The sequence below is a fragment of the Vreelandella stevensii S18214 genome (assembly GCF_000275725.1).
Lineage (GTDB): Bacteria > Pseudomonadota > Gammaproteobacteria > Pseudomonadales > Halomonadaceae > Vreelandella > Vreelandella stevensii.
The window spans coordinates 42,840-61,426 of sequence record NZ_AJTS01000035.1 but is presented as its reverse complement, the minus strand read 5'-3'; the positions used below and the strand labels follow the sequence as shown (position 1 = coordinate 61,426).

The following is an 18,587-nucleotide window of genomic DNA, read 5'->3' as shown; positions in this document are numbered from 1 at the left end:
CTAGGCGTCGGTCAGTATCGGATGGTCGTGGCGGCAGGCGTAGATATCCCCCGATGCCAACTGTCCCGCTCCCTGGGCGAGCCATTGTTGCATGGCCTCTGGGGTTAGCCACTGCTCGAAGAGGAATCGGCGGCGCTCGCCTGCAATGGCGTTGAAACGATACTCCCCCAGCCGCTGTATCTCTTCCAAACAGGCATGGCTGACCTCCAGCATGCCCGCCACGAACTCCACGGAGAGGGCCGCAACGGGGTGATGGAGCCCCTGCAGTACCTCGGCCTCGAAGCCTTCCACGTCGATCTTGATAAAGCGCGGGGTGCCATAACGTTCGATCAGTGCGTCCAGGGTGGTCATGTCGACCTGCAGAGTCTGCTCCCAGCGCACGTGATGAAAGCCGGGGTTGCGCTCGCCTACCTGATGGCGCCAGTCGTTGGCCAGCGTGGACAGGGTGGGGTTGCCTTCGCTGATGGCGATCTCGGCGACGCCGAGCCGAGGCCCCACGGCCAGCGGCAGCAGGGTGATGTCAGGGCGTTTCAGCAAGCGCTGAAACCACTTGGCTAACGCTGGCTGGGGCTCCAGAGCAATGACCCTGGCCCCCAGAGCTTGAAATGCTGCGCTGCGATCTCCCAGATGTGCACCCACATCGAAGGCAGTGTCGCCAGGCGCGATGAAGGGGCGATAGAGGCGTTGCAGGCTGCGCTGCCGCCCCGGCCGCCAGTAGATGAACAGCGAACGGGCCATGCCGCCTGCGCGGCGCAGCGGTGCCAGGGTCAATGAAGGCATTTAATGAGGCTCCTTGGCACGGGAAGCGGCGTTTCGGCGCGAGGACACTACCTTCAACGGTTGGCAGGGCATGTCACCGAACTGCTCCCGTGGCGGCTGGTTGGGGGTGGTCGAGCCGCTGACGATCAGACTTTGGGAGTGACGTGCGCACAGGTCGGCGAAGTCCTGCAGCAGGGGCGGCGTCGGGCAGGCGGCGGGGATATGCAGCAACCCCAGCCGTTGGCTAGCCACCCCGCCCCAGGTGCCGCTGCTGGAGTACTTCACCAGCGGGGCTGCCGCGACCAGGCCCAGCCAGGCAGGTGTCAGCCAGCCAAAGGCCGAGGGTGAGAAAAGGATCATTGAGCCTGCCCAGAGGCTGCCGCACAGCGTCATCCAGCCAGTGTGCCGCCAGCTTTCCCGCCAGCTCAGCGAGCGCTCGCCCCGATGCTGGGTTTGCCAATCGATGGCGCGCCCGATCAGCACATTGATGATGAACAGGCTATGCCACGCCATCATCAACGGTGCGATCAGGGCGGCGAAGAGCATTTCCAGCAGCGTGCTGGCGATGAGAGCCAGGCGGCCATTGAAGGCGCGGGGGGCTTGCCACAGCGCCAGCACAAGGCCGAGTACCTTGGGCGCCAGCAGCATGCCTAGCGTCACGCCCAGCAGGCCAAGGGAGAGACTGTGCGGCAAGAGCGGAGGCGCGCCGTTGTCGATGGCCTGGTAACCCACCATGAAGCTGGTGCACAGCAAGAGCCCAAGCCATACCAGCGATGAGAGATAAGCGAAGGCGCCAAATAGAAAGTGCAATCGGCTAATCGGGTGAAACCCGGCACCGGTCAGCAGCCGAAGGTGCTGGAGGTTGCCTTGCAGCCAGCGCCGATCACGCTTGGCAAAATCCAGCAGGTTGCTGGGCATCGCTTCGAGGCTGTGATTGCCTGCCACGGGCAGGGGCGAGGCGGCGGAGGCCGTGGCCGAGGTATCCAGCAGCACTTGCCAGCCGCCCCGCTTGAGCAGAGCGGCCTCGACAAAGTCGTGGCTCAATAATTCACCGCCCAACGGGGGCTTGCCAGGCAGCGTCGGCAGCCCGGCATGGGCCATGAAGGCACGGGTGCGGATAATGGCGTTGTGCCCCCAGTAGTTGGCGGCGTCGCCCAGCCAGAAACTTTGACCTGCCGCCAGCATGGGGCTGTACAGCGCCGACGCAAACTGAATGAAGCGCCCGAACAGGGTGCGCTGACCTACCGGCAAGGGGACGGTCTGGATCAGTCCTACGCCCGCGTAGCGCTGCATCTGATGCACCAGATGCAGCATGGTGGTGCCGCTCATCAGACTGTCGGCATCCAGCACGACCATGTAGTCGTAGCGCCGCCCCCAGCGACGGCAAAACTCGGCAATATTGCCCGCCTTGCGGCCGAGATTGTTGGGGCGCCGCCGATAGTGCACGGCTACCTGGCCAGCCAGCCGCTGCTGCAGGGCGGCCACATGGGCGGCCTCTTCGGCCGCCTGGTCAGCCTGCTGCGTGTCGCTGAGGATGAACACCTCGAAATGCGCCTGTAACGGGGTGGCTGCATAGCGAGGGTTGCTGCTCATTTCCTGGAGCAGCGAGCGACAGGTGGCTTCGAGGCCGGCCAGGGTGGGGATGGGGGGTTCGGCATAAATCGGCATGATCAAGGCCGTTTTGCTGGATAGCTCATCGATGGCTGGCCCATGAGACTGCCGTTTCAAGGTCAGAGGGTCCAGCCGCAGGCTACACAAGATGAAGCCGCATACCGCTCCCCAGAAGGCCAGCGCAATCCAGCTGAAGGTCAGCCCAAACAGCACCAGCATGACGATGCGCCAGCCGAGCGCCAGGTTGGCGACCACGTTGGCCATGACCAGGCAGCCGACCACGCTGGTGCCGATGACCAGCGTGGCCAGCAGCGTACGGCGGGCATTCAGCCAGGGAATGAGGGGGCCAAGAGACGTCGAACTAGGCATCGGGATACCATACGTAGTTCCAGCTCTCGGTCAGTGGCTCCCCGTCGTGGGTCAGGCGCAGGCGTATATCGCTGGGGCGATCGGAGGGCAAACGGAAGGTGGCCCGCCAGCCATGGTCGGGTAGCCGCTTCACTTGGGGAAGCTGGGCTTCACCGTCCAGTACGCTGATGTCCAGCTCTGGTACGACATCCTCGGCCAGCGTTTCCAGGGGGCCGCCCATGAAGTCGACCACCAGCTGACGCTGGTCGGCAGACGCAGAATCGGCTTCTCCAGGAACGGCGGCACTGCCCTGGCGCGTGCGTATCACGCGGCCCAGCGTATGCTGCTCGGGCTGAGTGTTCAGCGTATAGGTGCGGTAGTGAAGCGTGCGTGATTCACCCGCCTTCAGTGGCGCATCGGCTACCCAGTAGGCAACGATGTTGTCGTGGGTTTCATCCGGCGTGGGGATCTCGACCAGCTCGACATGCCCCTCCCCCCAGTCGCCAATCGGTTCGACCCATTGGCTGGGGCGACGATGATAGTGAGCTTCCAGATCCAGATAACGATCGAAGTGGCGCTCTCGCTGCATCAGGCCAAACCCCTGTGGATCATGGTCCATGAACGCGGAGATACGCAGGGCCGAGGGGTTTTGCAGCGGGCGCCATATCCACTCATCCTGGCCGGTGTGAGCCAGCAGCCCATCCGAGTCGTGTACCTGAGGGCGAAAGTCGTCGGGTCGTTGAGCCGTTGCCTCCCCAAAGGTGAACATGCTGGTCAGTGGGGCAACCCCCAGCTTGGCCACGTCGCTGCGAGCAAACAGCTCGGCTTCCACTTCGGCTTCGGTCTGTTCACCGGGTGTCAGCGTGATGCGATAGGCGCCGCTCAGCGATGGGCTATCCAGTAGCGCCATGAGCGTAACGCTCTCGTCCTCCTGCTCGGGCTTGACCAGCCAGAATTCACGAAACTCCGGAAACTCCTCCCCCCGCTCGGAGGCGGTATCGATGGCTAGGCCCCGTGTGGAGAGCCCATACGCTTGCCCCTGGCCTACCAGCCTGAAGTAGCTGGCGCCGAGAAACACTGCAAATTCGTCCGCGTAGTCCGGGTCGTTGATAGGGTAGTGGAGCCTGAAACCGGCATGACCGCTGCCGCTCAGGTCGTGCTCCAGCAGTTCACTGGCCGCACCGTCGTAGGTGAAGTCCTGTTTGCTGAAGGCCAGGGGAGACAAGGTCTCACCATCCAGCACATTCAGGGTAACCGGCGTTTGAAACAGAAAGCCGCTATGAAAAAGCTGTAGGCTGAACGGGCTTTCGTCTTTCCAGTAGGCGCGCTCCGGATCGAAGCGAATCTGCCGATATCCGTCGTAGTCCAGTGATTGCAGCGCCTCCGGCAGGGTGGCTTCGGGTGCCTGATAGGGCGCATCGGCCAGCTGCTGGGCCTGCGATATGATAGCCTCGAAAAGTACTTGTTCCTGGCTGGCCATGGCTGAGGCAGAGCACAACCAGCTCAACGACATCATCCAGCTTGCAGCGGTACGACGGCCCATGATCGAGTTCCTTTCGTGGTCAACCCAAAGACGACAGCACAATGTGATATGAAATAATTAAACAAAAGCTGTACGCTTAACAAGTCCTGTTTATTGATTGTGGCACCGCAATGCGTTCTGACCAGCCAAAATGGGCAGGTCTGGCTTGTTCCATGGCCTTGTCAACGGCCTGTCAATTGCCCAAGAGGTGTGAATGTTTCGTCTCCTGCTCGCTATCCTGGTGGTCAATACATTACTGGTCATGCCGCTGTGGTGGCGTTTTGGCACCTGGGGGGGGGCGCTGTTGGCCTGGGAGGCTTGGGTGCTGGTGCCCGCCCTGTGGTTGCTCCCTGCCCGGCCATGGCGAAGTGCCGCTGGCCTACTGGTGGTCAGTGCGCTGGCCTTGTTCACGCTCATCAATCTTGGAGATGCCGCCACCCACAGCGCTTTTGGCCGTTCGTTGAACCTGTATCTCGACGTGCCGCTGATGCGCTCCGTTTACCACCTGCTTGTAGGTAATGTAGGCCAACTTGCGGCTATTTGCTTGATGCTACTGGCATTGGTGGTGCTGTTGGGGGGTGTATGGGGGTTGTTGCGCTTGCTGCTTCCCAGGGTGCCGCTTTCGCTGGCGCGCGGTCAGGGCAAGCTTGCTCTGGGGGTTCTGGTGGTGGCTGCGGGCCTGCTGCTGCTGGAGGCAAACCGCTACCGCTGGGTGCCCCATTCTACGCTGCCGGTGGTGAACACGGCGCGTTTTCAGTGGCAGCAGGTGGTTTCGACCCATCAGGCACGGCTGGCCTTCACCGAACAGCTGCAGGCTTCACCCATGGCCACCCGGGCGTTGCCTGGGCTGGAAGGGCGCGATGTGCTGCTGACCTTCATCGAGTCCTACGGCGTCACGGCGCTGGATGACCCGCGCTACAACCGGCAGATTCTGGCCACCCTGGCCGAGATCGAGTCGCGCCTGGAGCAACGCGGGCTATCGGTGGTGTCCGGGTTGATGGATGCGCCGATTCGCGGCGGGCAGTCGTGGCTGGCCCATGCCACCACGCTCAGCGGCCGTTGGATCGACAACCAGCTGTGGTATCGGCTGATGCTCGATAGCGACCACCCCACGCTGATCGATGATTTTCGCGCCACGGGCCAGCACACGCTGACCGTGATGCCAGCCATTACCCTGGCCTGGCCCGAAGGCGAAGCCTACGGTTTCGACCAGATCGTCGCTGCCAGAGACATGCCTTACGCAGGGCCGCCGCTCAACTGGGTCACCATGCCTGACCAGTTTACGCTGGACTATACCCAGCGCCACTTGCTGGGCGGCTCCCCGGTGTTTGCCCAAATCGCGCTGATCTCCAGCCATGCCCCCTGGACGCCCATCCTGCCCGTGCTGGAGAACTGGTCGATGGTGGGGGATGGGTCGATTTTCGCCCCTTGGGAGAACGCGGCCGACCCGCCCGAAGTGATCTGGCGCGATATCGAGCGTATTCGTGACCACTATGCCTGGTCTGTAGACTACGCTGTGAAAGTCACCGGGCGCTGGGCAGAGCGGGTGGCCGATGAGCAAACCCTGCTGATTGCTCTGGGTGACCACCAGGCGGCGCCCCTGATTACCGGAGAAAACGCCAGCGCGGCGGTGCCGGTGCATATCGTCAGCGGCGACCCTGAACTGTTGGCCCCTTTCATGACGCGTGGCTTCGTGAACGGTATGCTGCCCGACCTGTCAGCCACCTTCGATGCCCCACCCATGAGCCAGTTACGCCACTGGCTGCAAGAAGATTTTGGCGCAGTGGAACCGTTACCGGGTACGCAACCAAGGACGACACCATGATTCAACCCGTCATTCTCAGCGGCGGCAGCGGTACACGGCTGTGGCCGCTTTCCCGCGAGCAGATGCCCAAGCAGTTTTTGCGCCTGACCGGCGAGCAGAGCCTGTTACAGCAGACACTGGCTCGGCTTGCGGACATCACCGCACAGCCCGCCATGTTGATGGGCCATCACGCGCATCGCTTTTTGATGGCCGAGCAGCTTCGCGAAGCTGGCCAGCAGGGGCAGGTAGTGCTGGAGCCGGAAGGACGCAATACGGCCCCGGCCATCGCCTGTGCCGCGCTGTTGGCACGCCAGAAGGGGGACGACCCACTTTTGCTGGTGCTGCCCGCCGACCATGTGATTGGCGATGTGGCAGCGTTCACCGACAGTGTGCGGCGGGCCACGCCGTTGGCTGAGCAAGGTTATCTGGTGACCTTTGGCGTCGTGCCGACTCATCCGGAAACCGGTTACGGTTACATTGCCTGCGGCGCGGCGTTGGGGGATGGCCACCATCTGGATGCCTTCATCGAAAAGCCCCCTCTTGAGAAAGCCAAGGCCCTGCTGGCCGAAGGCAATACGCTGTGGAACAGCGGCATGTTCCTGCTGCGGGCATCGGACTATCTCGCCGAGCTGGCACGGCTACAGCCCGACATGCTGGCGGCCTGTCAGGTAGCGGTAGACGAGGCGCACCACGATCTCGATTTCCTGCGCTTGCACGAGGCCTCTTTCAAGCGCTGCCCCAGCGAGTCCATCGACTATGCGGTGATGGAGCACTGTGCCAGGGCCGCCGTCGTGCCGCTGGACGCGCGATGGAGCGACATCGGTAGTTTCGATGCGCTGATGGCCACGCACACCCCTGATGCGTCTGGCAACGTGGTGACCGGTGACGGCGTATTGCGAGATACCCAGCGCTCGCTGGTGGTGGCCAATCATCGCTTGGTGGCGACCCTGGGCGTCGAAGACCTGGTAGTAGTGGAAACGTCGGACAGCGTGCTGGTGGCTCGCCGCGATCATGCGCAGGGGGTCAAGCAACTGGTGGCGGCCTTGAGCGAGGCAGGGCGGCGTGAGCCCTGCTCGTCACCGCTGGTGCACCGCCCCTGGGGCAGTTTTCAGGCCATGGACAGCGGCCAGCGCTATCAGGTTAAGCACATTACCGTGCGCCCCGGTGCACGGCTGTCGTTGCAGCGCCATCATCATCGCGCCGAGCACTGGGTGGTGGTGAGCGGCACTGCCAAGGTCACCGTGGAGGAGCGCACCTTTCTGGTCAGCGAGAACCAATCGACCTACATCCCGATAGGAGCGCTGCATCGCCTGGAGAACCCGGGCAAGATTCCGCTGGAGCTGATCGAGGTGCAGTCCGGCAGCTACCTGGGCGAAGATGACATCGAACGGCTGGACGATGTTTACGCGCGCCACAGCGACGACTGAGCTGGCCGCCTTCTTCAACACAGCCAGATGCTTCTTCACCACAGCCAGCTGCCAGGCCTTGCCGGGGGCAGGCCCTTGCGTACCGCCAGCCAGCCAAGCGTGCAGCGCACGCCCAGCCAAAGAGCCAGCAGCGGCCACAGCAGCGCGCCGAGAAACATCAGGGTCAAGGTGAACGTGACCAGGAAATAGAGGCTGCCGATCCAGAACGTACGAATCAGGTAGCGGTAGTGGGCCTGCAGCCAGGGCGCTGCCTCGCGACGGTACACATACGCCACGATCACACCTATCAGCAGGGTGATGTTGGCGGTGACCAGCCCGGCCAGGTACAGCGCATAGACGATCTGCGGCGGGCGCGTATCCTGTGGCGGGTTAGGCGGGTGGGGAGAAGATTCGGTCATGCCACTCTCGTGTTCAATAAAGGCGGAAATTGTTGGCGTTGGCGAGCCCTTGCTGCTCCTCCACGACCTTGCGGTAGCGCTTGTATTCCCATTGGTACTGGGGTGGGTCCAGGGCAATCGAAGCTTCCACGCTGGCGTTGACGCCGGTGGCTGACAGCGTGTCGTCCTCGCTGTAGACCCGTTCGTCGGCATCCAGAAAGTGAATCTCGAACCCCTTGCCGGGAATACGTCGTGCCACCCCCGTGACCACGCGAGCCTGGGTCCGAGCGACCAGCTTGGGTAGCAAGGTGGCCGTGTAGGCCTCGTGCCCGTAGAACGGCGCGAATACGCCACTGCCCCAGGCGGGTTCCTGGTCGGGCAGGATGCCGATGGCTTCGCTGCGCTTCAAGGCTTTCAGCAGGGCGGCGACGCCACGTGGGTTGGTCGGCACCAGCTGTGCGCCCATGCGCTCCCGGCCGTGGCGCGTAATGGCTTCCAGGTCAGCGATTTTGGGCGGTTCGTACATGGCCGTAAACGGAAAGTGGCTGGAGAGCCAGAAGTTGAGCACTTCCCAGTTGCCAAAGTGGGGCGCCAGTACGATGACGCCGCGCCCTTCGGCCCGTGCGCTGTCCAGCTTGTCGCGCCCGTGCACGGCCAGAATGCTGGCTTCCACCTTCTCGGGAGGCGTCATCCAGGCGTGGCCAAGCTCCAGCATGGTGGCCGTGGAGTGCTGCAGGCTCTGAATCGCAAACGCCTTGCGCTGCTGAGCGGACTGGTCTGGAAAAACCCGCGCCAGGTTCAGCTCGGTCACGCGTCGCTCACGCTTGCTGAAGCGGTAGATCTGAGGCCCCATGAAGGCTGCAATGCGCCATAGCCGAGTGACGGGCCAGCGGGAGAGCAGGCGCCAAAGCCCGGCGATGGCACGGGCCTGATACTGCGCCCGGCGGGTGTGTAACGGTTCACTCATGGGATCACAGCAGCCAACTGTCGACGTTGGAGGGCGCGCGCTTCTCTTGCAGCCCTTTGAAGCCTTTGACGCAGCGCACGATAAACCACACGGCAAAGGCCAGCAGCAGCGGAAAGCCGATGAGGATGAGCGTCAGCAGCGTGGCGATACTGCCGTACAGTAGCCCGATCCAGAACGTACGAATTTGATAACGGTAGTGTTCGTCCAGCCAGACAGGGCCCTTGCCGCGATACACGTAGGCAATGATCACCCCGATGACTGAGGTGAAGCCCACCACGAAACTGGCCAGATAAAGAGCATAGATCACCATGGCCATGGTGGTGTCGGGAGCCGGTGAGGGCGTTTCAGATGTGTCGGTGCGGTTGACCACTTCACCTTCGATGGGGGTGTCGTCGCGCATGGGCGTTCCTTCTTTTCGATTCGACGATAGCATCCAGCGGATACCCTGTTAGCCCGCCATGATAGCGTGGGCAGGGCGACTTATCACCCGTCGGCCCGCCCAGTATGGCGGTCTGGCTCAGGGCTGGCGTGCTGCTGGCCGACAGATTTCGAGCAGGTTACCGTCGGGGTCGCGCAGGTAGAGGGATTCGATGGGGCCATTGGCGCCCTGGCGGGCCACCGGACCTAGCTCCACATCGACTTCGAGCGCGTCCAGATGCTGCTTGAACTCATCCAGCGGCAGTTGGCAGCGCAGGCACAAGTCCAGACTGCCAGGCGTTGGGGTGGCCGACACCGGGGCAATGTCAGTGTCGGTTTGATGCAGGCGCAGGGCGGTATCCCCCAGCAACAGGTCGACCCGTTGGGCATCCCGATAACGCACATCCAGACCCAGCACACGGGAATAAAAATCCACGGCGCGACCCATATCGGTCACGGTTACAACAAGATGGTCCAGACCTGAAAGCATGCCTCTTTCCTTAAATACGAACGTAAAACCAGAGAATACGATGATGCGACGCTGCCCGCCATGTCAGCGGCAGTCGCATGACCATCGCGCCGTCGCAAGGCCGTGACTGGGTCACCGACAGTGTCATCAGTTTGCCACGGTTGCATGGCTATGTGGGGTTTAAGGTGCTCATGGGTCGCGCGATGGGCGCCGGGCAGCTATTTTGGGAAGGGCAAGAAACGTCATTCCATGGCTTGGGATAGACGAATTTTCTGCCAATGAAGCATTCAGTTATCAAAAACACCAGACTGCTGGGCATTGGGCTGAAAAAGCATTGACTTTATGCCGCTGGCAGCAATAATTGCGCGCCCGTTTTCTGCCTGCCGGTGCGATAGGCGTACAAACGGCCATCGATTCATACTCAATGCAATGTGAGGTACGCATGTCGCGGCAACTGCTGGCCATGGCGCTGGCGCCCCTACTCGGGCTGTTCATTCTGGGCATTGGCAACGGTTTTCTCGCCACCTTGATCACCATTCGACTGGACGCTGCGGGCGAGTCGGCCACGGTGATCGGTATCGTGTCGTCTGCCTATTTCATTGGACTGGCCCTGGGGGCCATGTTCAATGATCGCCTGTTGCTGCGCATTGGCCATATTCGTGCTTACGGCAGTTTTGCGTCGCTGGTGGCTGTCACCGTGCTGTTGCAGGGGTTGTTCTTCGACCCTTGGGCGTGGTTTGCCCTGCGCCTGGTGGGCGGTTGGGCCACGGTAGGGGTCTATCTGGTCATCGAGAGCTGGCTGTTGACCGCGGGCGATCAGAAAGTGCGTGGCCGTCTGCTGGCGCTCTACATGATTTCTCTTTATGCCGCTGGCGTGCTGGGGCAATTGATGCTCGGCGTGACCAGCGCCATGGGTGACACCGCGCCCTTCATGGTGATCGGTCTGCTGGCGTCACTGTCGGTACTGCCGATGGCCATGATCCCCCGCGTATCGCCGTTGCTCGAACACGCCGAACCGCTACCCCCGCACCGGCTGATTACCATGACCCCGACCGGCGTGATGGGCAGCCTGGGGTCGGGCATGGTGGTGGCGGCGGCTTATACACTGCTGCCGCTCTACCTCCAGCGCATTGGCATGAGTGTCAATCAGGTGGGGCAACTGATGGCGGTAGTGATTCTCGGCGCCATGCTGCTGCAATACCCCATTGGCCGATGGTCGGACCGCCACGATCGCCAGATGGTGCTGATCGGTATCAGCGCGTTCTGTGTGGTGATCTCGGCAGCCATGCTGTGGCTACCGCTCTCTACTCCTTTGTTGGTCGCGCTGCTGTTCCTGCTGGGTGGGGGCGTATTTGCGCTTTACCCGGTGGCCGTGAGCCACGCCGCCGACCGTGCGCCAGCAGGGGCGCTGGTGCGCATGAGCCAAGGCCTGTTGCTGATCAACTCCATCGGGGCCACCATCAGCCCGCTGATGATTTCGCCGGTGATGACCGCCATGGGCGATGCCGGACTATTCTGGGCGTTTGGCTCGCTCAGCCTGTTCTTCGTGCTGTTCTTCACGTGGCGCCGCAGCGTGCGCCCGGCGCCGGTCCCCGTGGCGCCGTTTACCGCCACGACGCCCATGACCGCTGCCGGTGCTGAACTGGTGGTGACCGAAGAGCTGGTGCAGGGGGCGCTTGAGCATGAGCATCTGGAAGACCTTTCCGATGTCGTGCCGGAAGTGGAGGTCGCCGAGCCGGTAGTGGGGCCGCCCCAGGAAGACGAAAGCCATATCACTTATTACGACGACGTAGAAACCGAGGTGCGCAAATAAGCCGCTGAGGCGGCTATCAGGTGAGACCTTGGGCTAATGGTATGTCGGGAGTAGTGAAACTACTATCGAGGATAGTGTTTTTGCTACACCGATCCTTTTGCCCGAGGTATTGCCATGAATTACTACGCCGCGCCGGTACGCGACCTGCGCTTTGTGCTGGAAGAGATGCTGGCGCATCGCTCGCTGTCGCTGCCAGGCTTCGCAGAAGCCACCCCGGATCTCGTTGAAGCCGTGTTGGAAGAAGCTGCGAAGCTGGCAGGTGACGTCTGGGGGCCGCTCAATAGTACGGGAGACCGTCAGGGAGCCCAACGTCACACCGATGGCAGCGTCACTACCCCCGAAGGCTTCGCGGCCGCTTACCTGGCGTATGTAGAGGGTGGTTGGAACGGCATTGGCGTGTCTGAAGCACTGGGCGGTCAGAACCTGCCCGAAGTGGTGGCCAGCGCGGTACAGGAGATGCTCCACGGCGCGAACATGGCGTTAGGGCTGTGCCCGATGCTCACCGCCGGTGCCATCGAGGCGCTGGCCCATCACGGCAGCGATGCCTTAAAAGCGACCTACCTGCCCAAATTGGTCGAGGGCTCCTGGACCGGCACCATGAACCTCACCGAACCCCAGGCGGGGTCGGATCTTTCCAAGGTGCGTACCAAAGCCGTTCCAGAAGGCGATCACTACCGCATCAGCGGTCAAAAGATCTACATCACCTGGGGCGAGCACGACGCTGCCGAAAACATCATTCACCTCGTTCTTGCCCGTAAGCCCGATGCCCCGGAAGGCAATAAGGGTATCTCACTCTTTTTAGTGCCTAAGTTCCTGGTCAATGACGACGGCTCGCTGGGCGAGCGTAACGATGTCACCTGTGCCTCCATCGAGCACAAGCTCGGCATTCACGGGTCGCCCACCTGTACCCTCAGCTTTGGTGAAAACGGCGGTGCCGTGGGCTATCTGGTGGGCGAGGAGGGGCGCGGGCTCAACCACATGTTCACCATGATGAACGAGGCGCGTCATAAGGTCGGTATTCAGGGCATCGGCGTGGCCGAGCGTGCTTGCCAACACGCGTTTGCCTACGCCAATGACCGCACCCAGGGGCGCTCACCCAGGCAGCGTGGCGGCAGCGACTGCACCATCAGCGACCACTTCGATGTGCGCCGTATGCTGCTGTCCATGCGTGCCCGTACCGATGCGCTGCGTGCGCTGGCCCTCTACTGCGCTGGCCAGCTGGATGTTGCCCGCCATGCGGCCGATGACGCCGAGCGCCAGTCGGCCCAGGCCTGTGTGGATGTACTGATTCCTATCGTCAAGAGCTTCTCTACCGACCAGGCCGTGGACATTGCTTCCATGGGGGTTCAGGTGCACGGCGGCATGGGCTACGTGGAAGAGACCGGCGCTGCGCAGCTGCTCCGAGATGCCCGCATCGCGCCCATCTATGAAGGCACCAACGGCATTCAGGCGCTGGACCTGGCAGGTCGCAAACTGCAGCGCGATGGTGGTGCCGCCTTGCTGGCCCTGTTGGCCGAGGTGCGCAACACCGCTGACGAGCTGGGCAAGAGTACGCGGCTGAATGCCATGGGGCCGCTGTTGAGCGATGCCGCTGACGACCTGCAGGCCGCCATGGAAATCGTGCTGGAGCAGGGTAGCCACCCTGAACAGGGGCCGGATGCTGTGCAAGCCTACGCCACGCCTCTCTTGAACCTGGCGGGCCATGTGCTGTGCGCCTGGCAGATGGGCCAAGCGGCGCTGCATGCCCAGCAAGCCATTACCCAGGGCAGCGACGATCCGTTCTATCGCACCAAGCTGTGCAGCGCCGAGTTCGTCATCCACCAGTGGCTGCCGGTCGGGCGTGCCCAGCGCGCGGTGATCGAGGCCGGCATGCAGTGTTTGAGCGACTTCGATAGTCAGCAGTGACGTTGACGCTTTGCTATCTCTTTCCATGGCATCTTCGCCGACCGTCAAGGTCGGCGTTTAACTTTTAATAACAATGAAACGGTCGTTTTGATTTTCATTGAACATCAATGTTTCATTCCGGCCTTGCATCTTAAAAATTAACAATATTTATAACCAAGGAGTTTTTATGCAGTTGAAACATCGCCAACATGGAGAAGAACAGCCCTACTGGCCTTTAGGGCCATTTAAAGTCCGCCTACCATTTGTTCATTACCGATGGGAAATGGCTGAAATGATCCAAGGGCTAATAATGTTTGTGGTTAGCCTTGCCATGATACCGTTGCTGGAGCAGTACCTGGGCCTGCCTTACGATATAGCGTTAGCCTTCGTGGTGGTTTGTGGCATTGGATTTATGCTGCCAGCATTACTTGGGGTGCCTATGGTGCCAGGTTGGATTACCCCCGCAGTGCCGGTGGTGCTGGTCTTTTTAGGTGACTTTGAACCGGGTGATGAAGCCATTCAGGCTCTGTTTGCGCTACAGTTTTTAGTGTTTTTGATTTTCTTCTTTTTAGGTGTTACGGGGCTCGGGCGAAAGCTGGTGCACCTGGTGCCCAATTCACTACAGGCCGGGATCATTATCGGGGCTGGTATTGCAGCAATTACAGGCGAGATACAGCAAGGTGGGCGCTTGGCGGAAACGCCAGTTTCTTTGATTGCAGGTATGCTGATTGCTATTTTTATGCTGTTCTCCGTAGCGTTTAAACGCTGGGTTGCCGACCACCTGGTCGTACGCAGGATTGCTAATTATGGCATGGTGCCCGGCATGGTGGTCGCTATTTTGATTGCTTGGGCAATAGGCGAGTATCCACGTCCAAGCATTGAGTGGGGGGTGACGCAACCCAACTTTTCAGATATGTGGGCCTACCTGCCCTTTAGTGTCGGCTTTCCGGGCATTGATGTGTTTATGCTGGCGCTGCCTACCGCGGTGATTGCTTATGTCATTGCTTTTGGTGACATCGTCGTGGGTCGTACGCTGATGTCTCGTGTTGACCATATACGCACGGATGAAAAAATCGATTACAGCACGGATCGCATTCACCATGTCACTGCTAAGTGGCTATTCAAAATTTATCGTGCGTTCAGACCCGTAGCCGTCGAGTAGGCGACAGACCTCCTTGCTGAGGTGGTCAAATGAGAGATAGGCACTCAACGGTAGCCATGCGTACTTCATCTGCCGCCACAGAATCTCTATCAGGTTAAGCTCCGGCGAGTAAGCCGATAGGTAGACCAGATGCACACGATGCGACATCCACTCCATAATCTTACTTCTGAAGGCCTTGGAGCGATGCATGCTGGCATTGTCGAGCACCACGATGGCGAAGGTATCGGGGTCTTTCTGGGCCACAAATTGATCAAATGCTTCGATGACTGTCTCGGTAGTCACCGGCTCCGTGGAGGTATGGTAGACCAGCTTCCCGGCTCGGCTGAGGAACCCCAGTACGTTCAACCTTCGGCTATGGGAGTAGGCGGTCATCTCAAAGGGCTGCCCAATGGGACTCCACGCGTATGGAACCGGTGACGACTGCGAAAAGCCCGACTCATCGAAGTAATAGAGCTCGTGCTCACCCAGGTCTTCCCGCTCCTGAAGCACCTTGAGAAGGCCTTGAGTGTTGCGGAAATCCGTTTCGTCGCGCCGTGCCTTCAGTGAATGCCGAATACGCTTGAAGCTGAGCCTATTTTTTTTCAGCGCCCTGCGGAGCGTCACCATGCTGATGTTTTTCCCGGTCTCTTCCTGAAAGCGGGCATGCAAGGAGCGGAGCTGGTGGGGCTGTTCGGCGACAAGTTCCAGCAGCCGATGGTGGTCGTCGTCATCCAAGGCCGGCGTGCGGCCACTGCGCGGCTTGTCGATCAGCCCATCAAGCCCTGCTACCTCCCACTGTTTGAGCCATCGAGATACGGCATCGCGGCGGACCCGCAATATCTCACAGATCTGAGCGATGGTATGAATCTAGGTTGCTCAGCAAGATGGCATGCGCACGTCGACGTAGGGCGCGCTTCTCACCATGGTGATAGGCGGAGGACAGCGTCTGCTGCTCAGACTCAGTGAGAGGTGCAACGAAGCGCCTTGCCATGGTTCCGTCCGTGTCAGTTATCCTACACACATTATGCACGAAAACTTTCGGTTAGGCACTTATTCGTAATGGTATACATGCTTTCTTTGCTCCCTATCCTGGGTTGGCAGGCCCCATCTGGACAGCGGTGACAGCCACAATGGCTGAACGTTACAAAAATGGTCGCAATGCCATGGAGTCGATTTACAGCGGAGGAGGTACTTTCTGGATTACGGGGTTCATTGCGCTCTTTACTCTACCGTTAGTAAGTATGTTTCAACCCGTGCTGCCGATAGCTTTATCGTTAACGTTACTGCTCACTGGGTATATTTGCTTGATGGTTGGTATAGAGCAAACTAAAAATACGGCAGAGCGCGGCGTGGCGGGCACTATGGCAGTTGTGCTTGCTGTGTATGGGGCAGGGTGGGGGTTGGCTGCTGGTGTCGTGCTTTATGTGCTTGTACAAAAGCAGAACATGTTCGGACGCGAGCCTCGTTCTGATAGCGACCTTGAACGTCATGACAACCACTAACAATAGGCCTTTTCAGGTTTTCGTTAATTAATGAGGTAATGTATGAGTCTTTCAATTTTCGAGCAGGACTTACCCCCCACACCGGCCAATCACGTGGCGCTTTCCCCTCTAACGTTCATCGAGCGTTCGGCGGCGGTGTATCCCGATTACCCGGCCGTGGTGCATGGCCAGACGCGCCGCTCCTGGGCAGAGACCTGGGCACGCTGCCGTAGGCTCGCATCCGCGCTGGAAAAACGCGGTATTCAGCCGGGCCAGACAGTGGCGGCCATGCTGCCCAATGTACCCGCAATGTTCGAGGCCCACTTCGGTGTGCCGCTGGCGGGCTGCGTGCTGAATACGCTGAATATCCGCCTCGATGCCGATGCCATCCGCTATATGCTGGCCCATGGCGAAGCCAGGGCGATTCTGGTGGATCCTGAGTTTGCCGAAGTGATTCAAGCGGCGGTGGCCACGTTGGAGAGCAAGCCGCTGATCATCGACGTGGCCGATCCGGAGTTTTTGGGTGAGACCCAAGGCATTGGCGAGTTGGAGTACGAGGCGCTGCTGGCCGAGGGCGACCCGGAGTACGCTTATCAACTGCCCAGCGACGAGTGGCAGGCGATTTCATTGAATTACACGTCTGGCACCACGGGCAAACCCAAAGGGGTGGTGTATCACCATCGCGGTGCCTACCTGAACGCGGTGAGCAACATTCTCGAGTGGGCGATGCCACACCATCCTGTCTACCTGTGGACGCTACCCATGTTCCACTGCAACGGCTGGTGCTTCCCCTGGACCATTGCCGCCAATGCAGGCGTCAGCGTTTGCTTACGCAAGGTAGACCCCAAACGCATTACCAATTTGATCGCTGAAGAGGGCGTCACTCACTTTAGCGGTGCGCCAATCGTGCTCAATGGGTTGGTGAACCTGCCCGCCGAACAGAAGCGAGTGTTCGATCATCCGGTGAAGGTGACCACCGCCGGTGCCGCGCCACCCGCCTCGGTGATAGCCGGGGTAGAAAAGCTGGGCATTGAAGTGACCCACGTTTATGGCTTGACGGAAGTGTATGGCCCGGTCACGGTATGTGCCTGGCACGCGGCCTGGGACGAACTGCCACTGGAGTCGCGGGCCAAACTCAAGTCACGCCAAGGCGTGCGCTACCACATGCTGGAAGCGCTCTGCGTCGCCGATCCGGTCACGCTGGAACCTGTTGCCAAGGATGGCCAAACCATCGGCGAAATCCTGATGCGCGGCAACAACGTGATGAAGGGATATCTCAAAAACGCCGAGGCCACGGAAAAAGCGCTGGAGGGCGGCTGGTACCACACGGGCGACTTGGCGGTATGGCATGCCGACGGCTATATCGAGATTAAAGATCGCTCGAAAGATATCATCATCTCGGGCGGTGAAAACATCTCCACCATCGAAGTCGAAGATGCCATTTACAGCCATCCAGCGGTGGAAGAGGCCGCCGTGGTCGCGAAGCCGGATGAAAAGTGGGGCGAAACGCCCTGCGCGTTCGTCAAACTGAAAATAGGTTACGGCGAAGTCACCGAGGCGGATATCATTGCCCACTGCCGTAAGCATCTTGCGAGCTTTAAAGTGCCGAAAACGGTGGTTTTTAGCGAACTGCCCAAAACGTCCACGGGCAAAATTCAAAAATTCGTGCTGCGTGAAGAAGCCAGACAGCACCAGTCAGGGGAACAGCAATGAGCGAACAGCGGATTGGCGTGGTAGGCGCAGGCACCATGGGGCAGGGGATTGCTCAAGTGGTGGCCACCAGTGGCTTTAACGTACGGCTGTACGATGTCGCCGATGAGCAGCTCACCCGCGCCAAAAATGCGATCGATAAAGGGCTCGAGAAGCTCGTTGCCAAAGAGAAGATGACGGCAGAGGGCAAGCAGGAAGCGCTGGCTCGGCTTTCGACCACCACGGCGCTGGATGCGCTCAGCGACTGCAGCGTGATCATCGAAGCTGCCCCCGAGCAGCCCGCATTGAAAGAGAAGCTGTTTCGGGATCTCAGCCATTTGAGCAGCGACGCGATTCTGGCGTCGAACACATCGTCTCTCTCGTTGACCCGGCTGGCGGCGGTCTGCGAGCGCCCTGAGCGGGTGGTAGGCATGCACTTCTTCAACCCGGTGCCGGTACTCAAATTGGTCGAGGTGATCCGCGCCGAGCAGACCTCGGATGCCACCGTAGAGCGCATCGAAGCGCTGACCAAAGCGCTGGGCAAAACCGCTGTGCCGGTGGGCGATGCGCCGGGCTTTGCCGTGAACCGTTTGCTGGTGCCGATGATCAACGAGGCCGCGTTTATCGTGCAGGAAGGCACCGCCACGCCGGAAGCCATCGATGACGCCATGAAGCTGGGTGCCGCCCATCCCATGGGGCCGCTGGCGCTGGCGGATTTGATTGGCCTGGATGTGTGCTTGGCGATCATGGAGGTGCTGCAGGAAGGTTTTGGCGATCCCAAGTACCGCCCCTGCCCGCTGCTCAAGCGCATGGTGGCCGCAGGCTATCTGGGCCGCAAGAGTGGCCGTGGGTTCTATATCTACGAATAGCAGGCTGCG

16 protein-coding genes are annotated in these 18,587 nt (G+C 60.5%); 8 read left to right on the top strand and 8 right to left on the bottom strand.

Features of this window, described 5'->3' with window-relative positions; translation table 11 throughout:
- From HSS18214_RS0107180 to HSS18214_RS0107170, 3 genes are read right to left on the bottom strand one after another with little or no spacing between them, the layout of a single operon-like run.
- Entirely contained in the window at positions 1-780 is a 780-nt protein-coding gene (locus HSS18214_RS0107180; RefSeq protein ID WP_016914610.1) for an FkbM family methyltransferase, read from the bottom strand.
- Positions 781-2,739: a glucans biosynthesis glucosyltransferase MdoH gene (gene mdoH / locus HSS18214_RS17940; RefSeq protein WP_016914609.1), complete on the bottom strand. Its 1,959-nt coding sequence runs from the start codon at positions 2,737-2,739 to the stop codon at positions 781-783.
- Positions 2,732-4,261 (bottom strand): OpgD/OpgG family glucan biosynthesis protein, encoded by a 1,530-nt coding sequence (locus tag HSS18214_RS0107170; RefSeq protein WP_016914608.1) that lies wholly within the window; start codon positions 4,259-4,261, stop codon positions 2,732-2,734. Before HSS18214_RS0107170 ends, mdoH begins: the two co-directional genes overlap by 8 nt.
- A gap of 193 nt (positions 4,262-4,454) precedes the next feature.
- Between HSS18214_RS0107170 and HSS18214_RS0107165 the strand changes: the two genes are divergently transcribed.
- Complete coding sequence (locus tag HSS18214_RS0107165; protein WP_016914607.1) at positions 4,455-6,065, top strand: alkaline phosphatase family protein; 1,611 nt, start codon at positions 4,455-4,457, stop codon at positions 6,063-6,065.
- Entirely contained in the window at positions 6,062-7,471 is a 1,410-nt protein-coding gene (locus tag HSS18214_RS0107160) for a mannose-1-phosphate guanylyltransferase/mannose-6-phosphate isomerase (RefSeq protein ID WP_016914606.1), read from the top strand. The genes HSS18214_RS0107165 and HSS18214_RS0107160 overlap by 4 nt, the downstream gene beginning before the upstream one ends.
- 35 nt (positions 7,472-7,506) lie before the next feature.
- On the opposite strand, the gene HSS18214_RS0107155 is transcribed toward HSS18214_RS0107160, so the two are convergent.
- The 4 genes from HSS18214_RS0107155 to HSS18214_RS0107140 all read right to left on the bottom strand — a co-directional run bounded on the left by HSS18214_RS0107155 (position 7,507) and on the right by HSS18214_RS0107140 (position 9,722).
- Positions 7,507-7,869: a DUF4870 family protein gene (locus HSS18214_RS0107155; protein ID WP_016914605.1), complete on the bottom strand. Its 363-nt coding sequence runs from the start codon at positions 7,867-7,869 to the stop codon at positions 7,507-7,509.
- A gap of 13 nt (positions 7,870-7,882) precedes the next feature.
- Complete coding sequence (locus HSS18214_RS0107150) at positions 7,883-8,815, bottom strand: lysophospholipid acyltransferase family protein (RefSeq protein WP_016914604.1); 933 nt, start codon at positions 8,813-8,815, stop codon at positions 7,883-7,885.
- 4 nt (positions 8,816-8,819) lie between these two features.
- Positions 8,820-9,215: a DUF4870 family protein gene (locus HSS18214_RS0107145; protein WP_016914603.1), complete on the bottom strand. Its 396-nt coding sequence runs from the start codon at positions 9,213-9,215 to the stop codon at positions 8,820-8,822.
- Between the two features lie 117 nt (positions 9,216-9,332).
- Entirely contained in the window at positions 9,333-9,722 is a 390-nt protein-coding gene (locus HSS18214_RS0107140; RefSeq protein WP_016914602.1) for a VOC family protein, read from the bottom strand.
- A 421-nt stretch (positions 9,723-10,143) separates the two neighbouring features.
- Between HSS18214_RS0107140 and HSS18214_RS0107130 the strand changes: the two genes are divergently transcribed.
- The 3 genes from HSS18214_RS0107130 (at position 10,144) to HSS18214_RS17935 (ending at position 14,560) form a co-directional block, all read left to right on the top strand.
- The gene (locus HSS18214_RS0107130; RefSeq protein WP_016914600.1) at positions 10,144-11,514 is read left to right on the top strand and encodes an MFS transporter; all 1,371 of its coding nucleotides are present in this window, start codon (positions 10,144-10,146) and stop codon (positions 11,512-11,514) included.
- Positions 11,515-11,628: 114 nt separating this feature from the next.
- Positions 11,629-13,419: an acyl-CoA dehydrogenase gene (locus HSS18214_RS0107125; RefSeq protein ID WP_016914599.1), complete on the top strand. Its 1,791-nt coding sequence runs from the start codon at positions 11,629-11,631 to the stop codon at positions 13,417-13,419.
- 166 nt (positions 13,420-13,585) lie between these two features.
- The gene (locus HSS18214_RS17935; protein ID WP_237718594.1) at positions 13,586-14,560 is read left to right on the top strand and encodes a solute carrier family 23 protein; all 975 of its coding nucleotides are present in this window, start codon (positions 13,586-13,588) and stop codon (positions 14,558-14,560) included.
- Here HSS18214_RS17935 and HSS18214_RS18640 read toward each other — a convergent pair.
- A protein-coding gene (locus HSS18214_RS18640) for an IS630 family transposase (RefSeq protein WP_156808487.1) occupies positions 14,516-15,530 on the bottom strand; the annotation gives its coding sequence in 2 pieces (ribosomal slippage) (positions 14,516-15,403 and positions 15,405-15,530; 1,014 coding nt in all). The two genes, HSS18214_RS17935 and HSS18214_RS18640, sit on opposite strands and share 45 nt — an antisense overlap.
- A 139-nt stretch (positions 15,531-15,669) precedes the next feature.
- Between HSS18214_RS18640 and HSS18214_RS0107110 the strand changes: the two genes are divergently transcribed.
- The 3 genes from HSS18214_RS0107110 to HSS18214_RS0107100 are packed head-to-tail and all read left to right on the top strand — an operon-like array spanning position 15,670 to position 18,578.
- Complete coding sequence (locus tag HSS18214_RS0107110) at positions 15,670-16,041, top strand: hypothetical protein (protein WP_237718593.1); 372 nt, start codon at positions 15,670-15,672, stop codon at positions 16,039-16,041.
- Between the two features lie 42 nt (positions 16,042-16,083).
- Positions 16,084-17,733 carry an acyl-CoA synthetase gene (locus HSS18214_RS0107105; protein WP_016914597.1) on the top strand — a complete coding sequence of 550 codons (1,650 nt, stop codon included), beginning with the start codon at positions 16,084-16,086 and terminating at the stop codon, positions 17,731-17,733.
- Positions 17,730-18,578 (top strand): 3-hydroxybutyryl-CoA dehydrogenase, encoded by an 849-nt coding sequence (locus HSS18214_RS0107100; protein WP_016914596.1) that lies wholly within the window; start codon positions 17,730-17,732, stop codon positions 18,576-18,578. The genes HSS18214_RS0107105 and HSS18214_RS0107100 overlap by 4 nt, the downstream gene beginning before the upstream one ends.
- Positions 18,579-18,587 lie beyond the last annotated feature (9 nt).